Origin of the sequence: Mesorhizobium captivum, from assembly GCF_033977165.1 — a bacterium.
GTDB lineage: Bacteria > Pseudomonadota > Alphaproteobacteria > Rhizobiales > Rhizobiaceae > Mesorhizobium > Mesorhizobium captivum.
The window spans coordinates 150,894-163,727 of record NZ_JAVIJB010000010.1; the positions used below are offsets into that span (position 1 = coordinate 150,894).

The following is a 12,834-nucleotide window of genomic DNA, read 5'->3' on the forward strand; positions in this document are numbered from 1 at the left end:
ATGGAAGACATCATCCGCTTCCTCGCGTCGCTCGCGCCGACATCGCTGATGCCGGTGGCGGTGCTTTTGCTGGTGCTGGGCGGCGGCGCGGTGGCCTGGCCGCTGGTCGTCGCCAAGGGCGATCGCAACGAAGTCAAGCGTCGGCTGAAGGTCGAGGTGGCCCAGCCGATCGAGCAGGCGGAGCCGGCGCCAAGGAAGAACACCAGCGCCGTGCGCGAGAAGGCGGTGAAGCGGGCGCAGGAATTCTACGCCAAGAGCGACCCGGAAAACGTCGCGCGGTTGCGCCTGAAGCTCATCCAGGCCGGCTATATGGAGCCGCGCGCCGTCGGCATGTTCTTTCTGATCCGTTTTGCCGCGCTGGTCGGCGCAGCACTTGGCGCGTTCCTGATCAACCACTGGGCGGCCAGCGCCGAGTCGACCGTGACCAGCCGCTGGACCTTCATCATCCTGTCGGGAGCGGCCGGCTATTTCCTGCCGGGTCTGGTGCTGACGCAGAAGGTGCGGGAAAAGATGCGCGAATATCGCAACGGCTTTCCCGATTTCATGGACCTGATGATCGTCTGCTCCGACGCCGGCATGAGCATGGAGGCCGGCATCGAGCGAGTCTCGAAGGAGCTCGCCAGGACCTATCCATCGCTCAGCCAGAACCTGCAATTGGTGTCGCTCGAGCTCAGGGCCGGCCGCAGCCTCGACGATGCATTGAAGGCGCTCGCCGACCGCCTCAGCCTCGACGAAGTGCGCTCCTTTGCAACGCTGCTGCAGCAGTCCAAGGAGCTAGGCACCAGCCTGTCGGGCGCGCTGCGCGTCTTTTCCGACGAAATGCGCCACAAGCGCATGTCGCTTGCCGAAGAGAAGGCGCATGCCCTGCCGGCCAAGATGTCGGTGCCGGTGACGATGTGCATCCTGCCGGTGGTGCTGATGGTCGCCATTATTCCGATCGTCGTAAAGCTGACGGCGCACTGAGGATTCAGGTGAGGCCGGCCTGCAGCGTGCCGGTTAACGCATCCTTTGCACGCGACCGAAATTTAGCTGCATTTCGGCACCGAAGCTTAATCGCTGTCCTGTACGGTCCTTGCTGAAGAACGACCCGGCAAATCGGGCGATGGGGCAGGGCATGCGTCACAGACTTCCCACGGCAGCGGCGGCGTTGGCGGCCGTCTTGATGATCACCGGCTGCACGACGAGCAACAACGTCGATACGACCAAGACCACCGCCATCCAGCCAACGGCCAAGGACGTCAGCGCCACCGACCTGGCGGAGGGCAAGGCGCAGTTCCGCGAGGCGAATTTCGGTCTTGCCGAACAGCATTTCCGCAAGGCGGTGGAGCTCAAGGCCGACAACGCGGAGGCCTGGATGGGGCTTGCCGCCTCCTATGACGAGCTTGGCCGCTTCGACTTCGCCGATCGCGCTTATGCCCAATTGCTGAGGGTCGCCGGGCGCAAGCCGCAGATCGTCAACAATATGGGCTATTCGCAGCTGCTGCGCGGCAACAAGAAGAAGGCAAGGGTGCTGCTGCTCGAAGCCAAGGCCGGCTTGGGCGACCAGACCGTGGTCGATGCCAACCTGGCGCTGCTCGACAAGAGCTAAAGCCTATCGGGCTTGGATTGAATCGGCTATGGCAGAATTCACCGGCTACTGGTCGAACGCCGTTTCTGCGAAACGGGACAGGTTCCACCCTGTTTGTCGATTGGCGAAATCAAAGCAACACCGGGCGAATGCTGTTTTTTCGCGCGGATCGCCTCGCGCTCGTGAAAAAGAACTGTTTCAATATAAACCAAAAAATTTATAGTCTTCGCGTCTGCTAGATGCAGTAGTGGATGCTTTGTAAACCTTATCGGAAGGTTGGGTCGAAAGGTTAGCGGAAAACGGTATCGGCGGGGCGCCATTAACCTAGAATACAGCGTAACCGACGACTCCCAAGAGGCTGCGGCTCAACAATGTTGGATTTTAGTTCGCTCCTGCTCGCGGCGGCGCTGTCGGGCACGTGCCTCAGCATCACCATGCTAGCGATCTGGTTCACGGCTCCGCGGGCGCGATTCGTGCTGACGGTGGCGTGCGGCATCCTCGTGCTTGTCGCGCATGTCGTTCTGTTCTGGCAGTACACCAAGGAACCCAATCCCTGGCTCTGCGAGGCAGTGCTGGTGCTGCTCAGCCTGGGGTTCCTCATCATCTGCATGTCGGCGATGCAATATCTGGGCGTGGGCAACCATGGCAGGGTTGTTCTGCCGACGCTTGCCGCCATGGCCGCCTGCGCGACTTTCACCTATCTCGGTTTCGACGGCATCGGCTTCCAGATCACTTACGCGACTGTGACGGCGCTGCTCGCCGCGATCGGAACGATGTTCTGGATGAAGGGCGATCACGACCGCCGGATCCTGCTCGTCGTTTCGTTCCTGAGCGGCGCCTGTGGGCTATCCTTCGCGCTGTGCGGCCTGGTGCTGCTCGTCCACGGGCAATGGATCCTCGGCGCCGCGCCCGACAATTGGGCTGAGCGGTTGAACTCCGTCGTCGCGGTCGCCTGCATGACCGGCCTCGGCGCGCTGACGCTTTCGCTGCACCATCTGCAGGCGCAGATCGAGCTCAAGGCCGAGACGATGACCGATCCGCTGACCGGCCTGATGAACCGCAGAGCGCTCAGCGAGCTTTACGGCGATCGCAGCTTCGGTCCGTTCATGGCAATCGCGATGTTCGATCTCGACCATTTCAAGATGACCAACGACGTCTTCGGCCATCCTGTCGGCGATCAGGTGCTTTGCCGCTTCGCGGCGGTGATCAAGAAATATGGCAGGACAGGGGTCGATGCCTTCCGGCTGGGCGGCGAGGAATTCGCGCTCGTCATGTCGCGCGTGACGCCGGAAAAGGCACATGACTGGGCAAGCCGGATCGGCGTGGCCTTCGGAACCGAAATCGTTCCGACCCCTCGCGGCCCGCTGCGCAGCAGCGTCAGCGGCGGCATGGGATTTGGCGCCGCCGACGGCCGGACCCTGGACGAGGTGCTGGCCGAGGCGGACGCCGCGCTCTACGCGGCCAAGCGTGGCGGGAGGAATCGCGTCGTTGTTCAGAAAAAGGCCGGCCAGCCCGACGCCGGGCCGACCTTGCGTTCTGCCTGAATCCGCTTCGGTTACTCGGCGGCGCCGAGATATTCCGTCAGCGGCGGGCAGGAGCAGACAAGGTTGCGGTCGCCGGCGACATTGTCGATGCGCGATACCGGCGGCCAGTACTTCGCCGACAGATCGGCGTCACCGGCCGGATAGGCCGCCTCGAGCCGCGAGTAGGGATGGGCCCATGCGCCGGCCAGCGCCTCGGCGGCGGTGTGCGGGGCGTTGACCAGAGGGTTGTCGTTGAGCGGCCACTCTCCCTTCGCCACCTTCGCCGCCTCGCCGGCGATCGCAATCATCGCCTCGCAGAAACGGTCGAGCTCGCGCTTAGGCTCGGATTCGGTCGGCTCGACCATCAGCGTACCGGCAACCGGGAACGACATGGTCGGCGCGTGGAAGCCGTAGTCGATCAGGCGCTTGGCGATGTCGTCGACGCTGATGCCGGCGCTCTCCTTGAGCACGCGGGTGTCGAGGATGCACTCATGCGCGATGCGATCGCTCCTGCCCTTGTAGAGGAGCGGGAAATGCGGTGCGAGCCGCGTCGCCACATAGTTGGCTGAAACGATCGCCGTCTCGGTCGCCTGCTTCAGCCCTGCGCCGCCCATCATGCGGATGTACATCCAGGTGATCGGCAGGATGGAAGCGCTGCCGAAAGGAGCGGCCGCCACGGCATGCGCCGAGCCTTCGGTGACATGGCCCGGCAGATAGGGTTTTAGATGCGCCCTGACGCCGATCGGGCCGACGCCCGGGCCGCCTCCGCCATGCGGGATGCAGAAGGTCTTGTGCAAATTCATGTGGCAGACGTCGGCGCCGATATCGCCGGGTCGGGCAAGGCCGACCAGGGCGTTGAGATTGGCGCCATCGAAATAGACCTGGCCGCCATGCTCGTGGATCAGGGCGCAGAGGTGGCGCGCGCCTTCCTCGTAGACGCCATGCGTTGAGGGGTAGGTAAACATCAGCGCCGCGAGGTTCTTGGAATGCTCGTTGGCCTTGGCCCTCAAATCGTCCATGTCGATACTGCCGTCCTCGGCGCAGCGTACGACGATGACGCTCATTCCGGCCATCGCAGCACTCGCCGGATTGGTGCCATGCGCGGAGGATGGGATCAGGCAGACAGTGCGATGGCCTTCACCGCGCGAGCGGTGATAGGCGCGGATGGCGAGCAGGCCGGCATATTCGCCCTGGCTGCCGGCATTGGGCTGCAGGCTGACCGCGTCGAAACCGGTGATTTCCGACAGCCAGGCTTCCAGCTCGCCGACCATGGCGCGGTAGCCGGCCGAATGGCCGGCCGGGGCAAAGGGATGCAGGTTGGCGATATTCCACCAGCTCACCGGCATCATCTCGGCGGCGGCGTTGAGCTTCATCGTGCAGGAACCGAGCGGGATCATGGCGCGGTCGAGCGCGAGATCCTTGTCGGCCAGCCGGCGCAGGAAGCGCATCATGTCGGTCTCGGAGTGGTTCTCGTGGAAAACCGGCTGGGTAAGGAACTCCTTGCCGCGCGGCTTGCCGGGCATGGAGTCGGCTTCCACCGTGCCGGACTTGGCGCCGAACAGGGCCGCGATCGCCTCCAGGTCGGCTTCCGTCGAGGTCTCGTCGAAGGCGATGCTGATCTTGTCGGCATCGATGACGCGCAGCAGCCGGCCGGTCTTCTCGGCCGCGGCGGCTATTGCCGCGGCCTTACCCTTCACTTCCGCCGTCACCGTGTCGAAGCGGTGTGTGCCCAGGACTGTCACGCCTGCGGCCTTCAGCCCCGCCGCCATGCGGTTGGCGAGGGTGTGAATGCGCTCGGCGATCGCCTGCAGGCCGGTGGGGCCGTGCCAGATGGCGTAGGCCGTCGCCATGTTGGCGAGTAGCGCCTGCGCGGTGCAGATGTTGGAGGTGGCCTTGTCGCGACGGATGTGCTGCTCGCGCGTCTGCAGCGCCAGCCGGTAGCCCGGGCGACCCATGGTATCGGTCGATTGGCCGACAAGGCGGCCGGGCATCAGGCGGGTCAGCCTGTCGGAGACGGCGCAATAGGCGGCATGCGGGCCGCCAAAGCCCATCGGCACGCCGAAGCGCTGCATTGGACCGACGGCGATGTCGGCGCCGAGCTTTGCCGGCGCATCCGTCAGTGTCAGGGCAAGCGGATCGGCGATGAAGACGACCAGCGCGCCCGTGGCGTGGGCTTTCTCGATCGCCGCCTTGTGGTCGCCATAGACACCGAACGTGTCCGGCCAGGAGACGAGCAGGGCGGCGGTGTTGTCGTCGATCGTCTCGCCGTCGACCTCGATGCCGAGCGGCTCGGCGCGGGTGCGCACGACATCGAGCGTCTGCGGGTGGGGCGTGCCGGCGAGCGCCACCTTGGTGCGCTTGTCGCGATGATGGCGAAGCGCGATGCCGACGGCTTCGGCGACGGCGGTGGCTTCATCGAGCAGCGAGGCGGACGCCACCGGCAGGCCGGTCAGTTCGGTCACCAAAGTCTGAAAGTTGAACAGCATTTCCAGGCGGCCCTGGCTGATCTCGGCCTGGTAGGGCGTATAGGCCGTGTACCAGGCCGGGTTCTCGAAAAGGTTGCGCTGGATTACCGGCGGCACAAAGACACCATGGTAGCCGGCGCCGATGAAGCTTTTCAGCACCGTATTCTTCGCCATCATCGCCGACAATTCGGCCAGGGCTTCCGCTTCGCTGGCGGCGGCGGGCAGGTCGAGCGGCTGGTCGAGGCGGATCGATCTCGGCACGGCTTGGCTGATCAGCGTCTCGACGGACGGAACGCCGATCACGGCGAGCATTGCCCTGACATCGTTGATGCCGGGGCCGATATGACGGGCTGAGAAAGGAATAGGTGCTGCGGTCATTTGCAAAAATCCTGATATCAGCCGATATGGGCTTTGTAGGCGGCCTCATCCATGAGGCTGGCGAGCTGGCTTTCGTTGGAAAGCTTCATCTTCCAAAGCCAGCCGTCGCCCGTCGCCGCCGAATTGACCAATGAAGGGTCGGATGACAGCGACGTGTTGGCTTCGGTGATCTCGCCGTCGACCGGCGCGTAAACGTCCGACGCCGCCTTGACGGATTCGACGACGACCGCAGTGTCGCCCTTGGCGAGCTTGCGGCCGATTTCGGGCAGTTCGACGAAGACGAGATCGCCGAGCTGCTCCTGCGCGTAGTCGGTGATGCCGACGGTGGCGACGCCGCCTTCGACGCGCAGCCATTCATGGTCTTCAGTGAAATAGGTGTTTGCCATCGGGAATTCATCCTTTGCGGTAGCGATGCGGCGTGAAGGGGAGCGAGGTGACGTCGATCGAGATTTTCGTCCCGCGGACATCGGCGAACAGTCTGGCGCCGGGCTTGGCCAGCGCAGTGTTGACGTAGCCCATGGCGACCGGGTGGCCTGTCGAGGGGCCGAAACCGCCCGAGGTGACATGGCCTGCCGGATTGCCGTCGGCGTCGACCAGCGCCGCCCCGGCGCGCACCGGCTGACGGCCGTCGGGCTTCAGGCCGACGCGCTTCTGCGACGGGCCACGCTCGAGGATCGAGCGCAGCGCATCGGCGCCGATGAAATGACCGGAGGCGCGGACCTCCTTGGGGACGGCCCACATCAGACCGGCGCTAGCCGGATCGATCTCGGGTGTCAGGTCCTGGCCGTGCAGGCAAAGCCCGGCCTCGAGCCTGAGGCTGTCGCGAGCGGCAAGGCCGATCCATTGCACGCGCTCGTCCTGCAGCAGCTTGGCGACGAGATCGCGAGCATCCGCCTCCGGCAGCCCGATCTCGAAACCGTCCTCGCCGGTGTAGCCGGAGCGGCTCATGAACCAGTTTTGCCGGGGCTCGACACCATGCATGAAGAGCAGCGAGCCGGTTTCGATGCCGGCCCTCGCAAGCGCGGCCCAGGCGTCCGGTCCCTGGATGGCCAGGAAGACGCGGTCGAGGGGCTCGACCTTGGCGTCGAAATCCGTGGCCAGCGCGCTGAGGTGCTTTTCGTCCTCGACCGCGTTGCCGGCGTTGGCGACTACCATGAAGCGACTGTCGCCGAGCCTAGTGACGATTAGGTCGTCGATGATGCCGGCCGCTTCATTGAGGAAGAAGGTGTATTTGGACTGGGAAATCTCCAGCGCGCCGGCATCGAGCGGACAGGCGCGGTCGAGAAGCGCGGCGGCGCCCGAGCCAACGACCTCGAACAGCTTCATATGCGAGATGTCGAACAGGCCGGCATGCTCGCGCGTGTGAAGGTGTTCCTTCATCACGCCCGCCGGATAAGTCAGCGGCATCGACCAGCCGGCGAACGCGCCGAAACGCGCGCCTGCCGCGTTATGCAAATCCTCGAGGGGTAGATGTCTGGTGTCTTCGTCCGTCATGTCTTCTCCAGAGTCGCACGCAATCGACCGCCACCGGCGGTCTAGTCCGTGCCCCTCTGTCTGAAGCCTGAGAGACTCGCGCCCCGTAACTCTGTCGGCAGCGCTTACACCTTCGGCGCGGGAAGATTCCCGACTTTCCAGAGTTGTCTTTCCCGTCCACGGTTCTTTTGCCTGAGAGATTTCGGGCGATTTCCCCTTCGGCGACAGCTCTCGCTGTTCTCTCCCGCAAACAGGTAGGACTCAGTCGCCTGAGTCCTCGACGCGCCATCCATAGCCCGTCGGCGACACCTTGTCACCTCCCAGCGACATCCAAATAAGGTGGCTTGAGTGCTACTGCTTCGGCTTGGCCTGTTCCGGCTTGGCGCCGGTGTCGAAGCGCGACATCCACTTGAAGCCGCCGAACCAGTAGCGGCGGACCCCCGAAATGGTGCCGTCGGCGGTGCGCGCGCCGATCCAGTTGTTGACGTATTGGGCGAGGCGGATGTCGTCGGGACGCAGGGCAAAGGCTTCCGGCGTGCGCAACAGCGGGCCGCCCACCAGCTTGAACTTCGCATCATAAAGCCTGGCCGCCATTTGCGGCGTCGGCGACGTGGCCACCATGGCCTGTGCATTGCCGCCGATGAGGGCGGCAAAAACGTCGGTGGTATTGTTGAACGAAAGGATTTCCGCCTTCGGGAAAGCCTCCTTGGCGGCCGCCTCGTCGGTGGAATTGGACAGCACGGCGATCTTGTAGCCAGGCGCCGTCAGCGCCTTGCCCGGCCGCTTGCCGAGGCTGGCAATCGACGCAACCACGCGGATGTCGGCGGCGCCCGTCGGGTTGGAGAACACCACGTCGCGCGCACGCTCCGGCGTGTTGGCATAGCCGGCCGCGATCAGGTCGAAGTCGCCTTTCAGTAGCCGCGGCTTCAGGTCGTTCCATGGCACCTCGACCAGCTTCAATTCGACGCCGAGATCCGAGGCGAGCGCATTGGTCAGATCGACATCGTAGCCCGCGAACTTCCCGTCGGCCTTCTTGAGGATCCATGGCGGATTGATTGCAACTCCGACCGTCAGCGTCTTCTGTTCGATAACGCGCTTGAGACTGTCGTCGGCGCGAGCCGGCAAAAAAGTCGACCAGGCAGAAAGAGCAAGTATAATCGCGGCGATTATCTTAGCGCGCATGAATATAACCTCGCTGCTGGCCCCTCTGGTTGTCAGATTTACACAGAGGTGCCATTCTGTCGATAGCGGACCCTGACGGAGATTTGCAAATGTCGGTGCGGATGGCAGTTACCGGTTCGATGATGTTCCTGGCCTGCGCCTTCGGCAATCCGGCAAAGCTGTCGCTTCTGCCTGATGCCGCGCAGGCCGCAGGCGCCAAACGCGTGGTCTGCTCAAGCGCGGATTATCGCTATTCCTATTGCGGGGTCGACACGCGCGGCGGCGTGCAATTGACCAACCGGCTGTCGAAGTCGCGTTGCCAGTACGGCAGAAGCTGGGGCTACGACGGCGGCGGCATCTGGGTGGACAATGGCTGCTCGGCGGAATTCCTGGTCACAGGCTCCGGCCGTGGGCCGTCTCCCGGCGACGCGGCGGCGGCGATCATCGTGGGGGGCATTGTCGGCGCGATCCTCGACAGCAACAACCAGCACGGCCATCATTCGGACAATTACTATCCGAGGCCCAAGCCGCGCCGTGACGACCGATGGATCGACCCGACGCCGCAATTCGACAAGGACGGCAATCCCAATTTCGATACCCACGGCAACTATCAGGGATGCCACGGCGTCGGCTGCATGGTGGATAATCCCGACGAATGATCGCGTCGCCAAGGTCTGCATGCTGAACGCCGGATGCGTCCGGACGCTGCCTATCGGGGAGCCATCGTCTTGCAAAGGATGATGTTGGAATGGCCTTCGGGCCACCCGGTGAATTCGGCCATACGCTCGAACCCGGCCTTTTCGTAGAGGCCGGGCGCCTGGAAGTCGTGTGTCGAGACCCATACGCGCCGCGCGCCGCGAGCGGCGGCCCCGGCGACGAAGGCGTTCAACAACGCCTTTGCATGGCCTCGGCCGCGATAGGATTCCTCGACCCACATCAATTTGAGCTCGGCGATCCCCGCCCAGGAATAGCCGGCGGCGACGCCGATTGCCTGTCCGGCTTCGTCCCGCAACGCAAAAACGAGGCCCCGGTCGTCATCGCGGCCTGTGTGAAGCCGGTTGTCGCCGTTGAGGCGTTCCTCGATCGCGTTGAGTTCGGCCGGCGGAAGATCGTGTTCGGCCTGCAGGCGAGGGGTCATCAAATCCCGCCATACCAGTCGTAGCCATTGTCCTCCCAATAGCCGCCGCGGCCGCCGCCTATGGCGGTGAAGCCGTCGACCAGCTCTATTTTGTAGAGATATTTCGGCATCTTGTAGCCTAGCTGGCGCTCGACCCGCACGCGCAGCGGCGCGCCGTTTTCCACCGGCAGCGGCTTCCCGTTGAGGCCATAGGCCAGGATGGTCTGCGGGTGGCGGGCATCGATCAAGTCGATGGAGCCGTAATATTTGATATCGCCTGAGAGGCTCTGCTCGATCGTGTCGAGGCAGTGGAACATGACGTAGCGCGCCTCAGGCTTCACCACCGCCTGGTCGAGCACCAGCGACAGCGGCGTGCCGGTCCATTTGGCAATGCAACTCCAGCCTTCGACGCAGTCGTGGCGCGTGATCTGGGTGCGACTCGGCATGTTCTGGAGCTGTTCGCGGGTGAGCGACAGAGGCTTCTCGACCAGCCCGGTGACCTCTAGGCGCCAGTCGGCGAAATTGTTGGCGAGAAGACCCTTGTAGGTGTCGTCGTCTGGCGCGGTGACGCCGTTCGGCCGCTGCGGCTGGCGGATGTCGGCCTCGGTGAATTCCGGCGCCAGCGCCTCGCGGCCGGCAAGCAGGCGCTGCGCCCGCCAGGTCAGGCCGTTGGCGTTTTCGAGAAAGCTGCGCAAGCCCCCGCCTATGCCAAGGCCGCTGTCGAAGGCATCGCAGCCCGACAGCGCGATGCCTGACAGGCCGAGGCTGGCCGAGGTCAGGAATTTCCGGCGGCTGATCTGGAATTTTGCCATGTCAGGCGCTCCTCTCGGTCGGCTGGTCGTGCTTCTTGGGCGGGTCGGTGCGGTACCAGCCGGTGATGATCGAGCGCAGCTCGTTGATCGGGCCGGCTGCGAGGATCATCAGCATGTGGATGATGAAGAAGAGGACGAGCAGCACCATGACGGTGAAGTGGATGGTGCGCGCCGTCTGCCGGCCGCCGAGGATTTCATTGAGCCAGGGAAGCACCGAATTCATGCTCGGCGACATCGCGAGGCCGGTGACGATCATCAGCGGCAACAGCACGAACAGCACGCCGCCATAGGCCATTTTCTGCAGCGTGTTGTATTCGCGCGTGTGGTGGAACTTCAGCTTCGCATGGTCGACGATGTCGCGCGGCAGCTTGCGCAGATCCTCGACACGCGGCGCCAGATCGCGACGGATGTGGCCGTTGATGAGGCCGGTGATCAGCCAGACCACTAAAGTGGCCGAGAGCACCCAGGCAAAGAAGAAATGCACGACGCGAGCGGTGCCGAGGTCATAGTAGGAGGGAATCGTCGCCCAGGCCGGGAAGGCGCGCGGGGTCTCCTGTCCAGGCGGCCCGGACCAGCCAAGCACGCCGGTGGTGTCGAAGCGATGACCGAAGAGCTTCGTGAAGCCGCGCGGCCCATTGTCGGTATTCTCGGCGCCGATTTCGAGGATGGTGTTGTTGTAGGCGAAGCCCGATTCCTTGCCGATGTAGAGCTGCGGACGCGCGTTGAAAATCTGCAGGCCCGAAAGCAGCATGAAGAACAGCGCGAAGGCCCATAGCCAGTGGGTCAGCCGCGTCCAGCGCGACTGCCGGTAGATGAGGGTCGTGTCCTTCGCCTTCGCTTCGGTGGCGGGTTGGCTCGTGGCAGCAGAATCCATTCCGTCCTCCGGCCGCATGATCCAAGCGGCCTTTTCAGGTCATTGTCTTCCCCCCAATACGTCGCCGCACAAGGCAATGTTTCATGCGATCACGGATTTATTACGGAGCGCCGAGGGTGACCGCGAGATTGACCGCGGCGGCAACGATCACCGTGTTGAAGAAAAACGTCAGGATCGAATGGATGAGCACGACCTGACGCATGTGCGAGTTCGTGATCGCAGTGTCGGCCGTCTGCGCGGTCATGCCGATGACAGTTGCGAAATAGAGGAAATCCCAACCTCCCGGCCTCTTGTCGCCGGGAAAGTCGAGGCCGCCAACCGGAATCTTCGTCTTGGTTCTCTCGTCGACCTGATCACCGCCCATCCAATAGACATGCGCATAGTGCAGGGCCGCCATGGCATGAATGGTGAACCAGCCAAGCGGGATCGACAGCATCGCGAACAGGATCTCCCACGGATGCGCGGCATCCTTCTGGTTGATGAGCTGGAACAGCGAGCCGATGGCGATGCCGACGACAAAGAGGGTAACGGCGAAGATCAGTAACACCGGAAGATCGGTGGCGCGCGCTTTCTTGCTGAGATAGCGGCCGGTAAGCCTCGGCATCAAGGCAAGGACCAAGATGATGAAGGTCGCAAAGAACACGTTGGCGCCGATCGAATAGGGGAGCGGCAGGCGCAAAAGCAGTGCAAGTAGCAGCGCGACGATGCCGAAGGCTGCGGCCAAAGCGAACTGCATGTGCCGATGCATCGGCGTGTCGAGGGATGTGTCGCCACCCATGGCCCGGCCTCCGAAAGCGTTCGGATCAGTCCGGTGTGACGGATTTGAGCGCCCGCCGCAAGATGCGGTCGAGCTCGCCGAGAAAGTTCGACCTGTCCTTTAGTGTGAAAGCGGCGTTGTAGCCGCGGCTTTCGCCGGTCTCGCGCAAATGCTGCTTGAGATCGCGCATCGCGACAGCCATGCCGATGGTCTCTGGCGTGAAGGGGCGGCCGGTGGGTCCCAGCACATGCGTGCCGAGCGCCACCGTGCGCGCGGCAAGCGGGATGTCGGCCGTCACCACGACATCGTTGGGACGGGCATTCTCGACAATCCAGTCGTCCGCTGCGTCCGCGCCCTTGGAAACGACGACATTGCGGATCATCGGATCGCGCGACGGACGCAGGCCGCCATTGGAGACATAGGTGACGACGACGCCATGACGCTCCGCCACCTTCTCGACCTCGGCCTTGACCGGGCAGGCATCGGCATCGACGTAGATGACGGGTGCGGGCATTTGCTCTCCAAACGAATATGGGGCCGGCGTGTCAGCCAGCCCCATGGCAGAAATCACGGGACTTGTCAGGCCGCCAAGGCTCCCGACTTCTTCGCCGTCCAGGTGGCGATATAGTCCATCAGGCCGGGGTTGAGGCAGTCATAGGGTTCGAGCCCGATCGACTTGAGCTGGCCGCGGATGCCGGCCATGCGGC

Annotated in this window: 13 protein-coding genes, 1 pseudogene and 1 riboswitch; of the genes and pseudogenes, 4 read left to right on the plus strand and 10 right to left on the minus strand. The window is 63.7% G+C overall.

Features of this window, described 5'->3' with window-relative positions; translation table 11 throughout:
* The 3 genes from RFM40_RS11625 to RFM40_RS11635 all read left to right on the plus strand — a co-directional run bounded on the left by RFM40_RS11625 (position 1) and on the right by RFM40_RS11635 (position 3,111).
* Complete coding sequence (locus tag RFM40_RS11625; RefSeq protein WP_320221097.1) at positions 1 to 963, plus strand: type II secretion system F family protein; 963 nt, start codon at positions 1 to 3, stop codon at positions 961 to 963.
* A 151-nt stretch (positions 964 to 1,114) separates the two neighbouring features.
* The gene (locus RFM40_RS11630) at positions 1,115 to 1,588 is read left to right on the plus strand and encodes a hypothetical protein (protein ID WP_320226647.1); all 474 of its coding nucleotides are present in this window, start codon (positions 1,115 to 1,117) and stop codon (positions 1,586 to 1,588) included.
* Between the two features lie 350 nt (positions 1,589 to 1,938).
* Positions 1,939 to 3,111: a GGDEF domain-containing protein gene (locus RFM40_RS11635; protein WP_320226648.1), complete on the plus strand. Its 1,173-nt coding sequence runs from the start codon at positions 1,939 to 1,941 to the stop codon at positions 3,109 to 3,111.
* Positions 3,112 to 3,122: 11 nt separating this feature from the next.
* On the opposite strand, the gene gcvP is transcribed toward RFM40_RS11635, so the two are convergent.
* From gcvP to RFM40_RS11655, 4 genes are all read right to left on the minus strand, one after another.
* Positions 3,123 to 5,933: an aminomethyl-transferring glycine dehydrogenase gene (gene gcvP / locus RFM40_RS11640; protein ID WP_320277560.1), complete on the minus strand. Its 2,811-nt coding sequence runs from the start codon at positions 5,931 to 5,933 to the stop codon at positions 3,123 to 3,125.
* Positions 5,934 to 5,950: 17 nt separating this feature from the next.
* Positions 5,951 to 6,319, minus strand: coding sequence for a glycine cleavage system protein GcvH (gene gcvH, locus RFM40_RS11645; protein ID WP_292118198.1), 369 nt, complete (start codon positions 6,317 to 6,319; stop codon positions 5,951 to 5,953).
* Between the two features lie 7 nt (positions 6,320 to 6,326).
* Positions 6,327 to 7,427 carry a glycine cleavage system aminomethyltransferase GcvT gene (gcvT, locus tag RFM40_RS11650; RefSeq protein ID WP_320277561.1) on the minus strand — a complete coding sequence of 367 codons (1,101 nt, stop codon included), beginning with the start codon at positions 7,425 to 7,427 and terminating at the stop codon, positions 6,327 to 6,329.
* A 149-nt stretch (positions 7,428 to 7,576) separates the two neighbouring features.
* A riboswitch (glycine riboswitch) is annotated at positions 7,577 to 7,663 on the minus strand.
* A gap of 94 nt (positions 7,664 to 7,757) precedes the next feature.
* Positions 7,758 to 8,588: a transporter substrate-binding domain-containing protein gene (locus RFM40_RS11655; RefSeq protein WP_320277562.1), complete on the minus strand. Its 831-nt coding sequence runs from the start codon at positions 8,586 to 8,588 to the stop codon at positions 7,758 to 7,760.
* 89 nt (positions 8,589 to 8,677) lie between these two features.
* Here RFM40_RS11655 and RFM40_RS11660 point away from each other — a divergent pair, with 89 nt between their 5' ends.
* On the plus strand, positions 8,678 to 9,226 hold the full coding sequence (locus RFM40_RS11660) for a DUF3011 domain-containing protein (protein ID WP_320226653.1): 549 nt from the start codon (positions 8,678 to 8,680) through the stop codon (positions 9,224 to 9,226).
* A gap of 50 nt (positions 9,227 to 9,276) precedes the next feature.
* Here RFM40_RS11660 and RFM40_RS11665 read toward each other — a convergent pair whose 3' ends face one another.
* From RFM40_RS11665 to RFM40_RS11690, 6 genes and pseudogenes are all read right to left on the minus strand, one after another.
* Complete coding sequence (locus RFM40_RS11665) at positions 9,277 to 9,705, minus strand: GNAT family N-acetyltransferase (RefSeq protein WP_320226654.1); 429 nt, start codon at positions 9,703 to 9,705, stop codon at positions 9,277 to 9,279.
* Positions 9,705 to 10,496 (minus strand): molybdopterin-binding protein, encoded by a 792-nt coding sequence (locus RFM40_RS11670; RefSeq protein ID WP_320277563.1) that lies wholly within the window; start codon positions 10,494 to 10,496, stop codon positions 9,705 to 9,707. The genes RFM40_RS11665 and RFM40_RS11670 overlap by 1 nt, the downstream gene beginning before the upstream one ends.
* Position 10,497: 1 nt before the next feature.
* Entirely contained in the window at positions 10,498 to 11,370 is an 873-nt protein-coding gene (locus RFM40_RS11675; protein ID WP_320226656.1) for a cytochrome b/b6 domain-containing protein, read from the minus strand.
* A gap of 100 nt (positions 11,371 to 11,470) precedes the next feature.
* Positions 11,471 to 12,148 carry a DUF1345 domain-containing protein gene (locus tag RFM40_RS11680; protein WP_320277564.1) on the minus strand — a complete coding sequence of 226 codons (678 nt, stop codon included), beginning with the start codon at positions 12,146 to 12,148 and terminating at the stop codon, positions 11,471 to 11,473.
* A gap of 25 nt (positions 12,149 to 12,173) precedes the next feature.
* Complete coding sequence (locus RFM40_RS11685) at positions 12,174 to 12,641, minus strand: YaiI/YqxD family protein (RefSeq protein WP_320226657.1); 468 nt, start codon at positions 12,639 to 12,641, stop codon at positions 12,174 to 12,176.
* Positions 12,642 to 12,706: 65 nt separating this feature from the next.
* Positions 12,707 to 12,834 (minus strand): annotated as a pseudogene (locus RFM40_RS11690) (S-(hydroxymethyl)glutathione synthase); the annotation flags it as partial.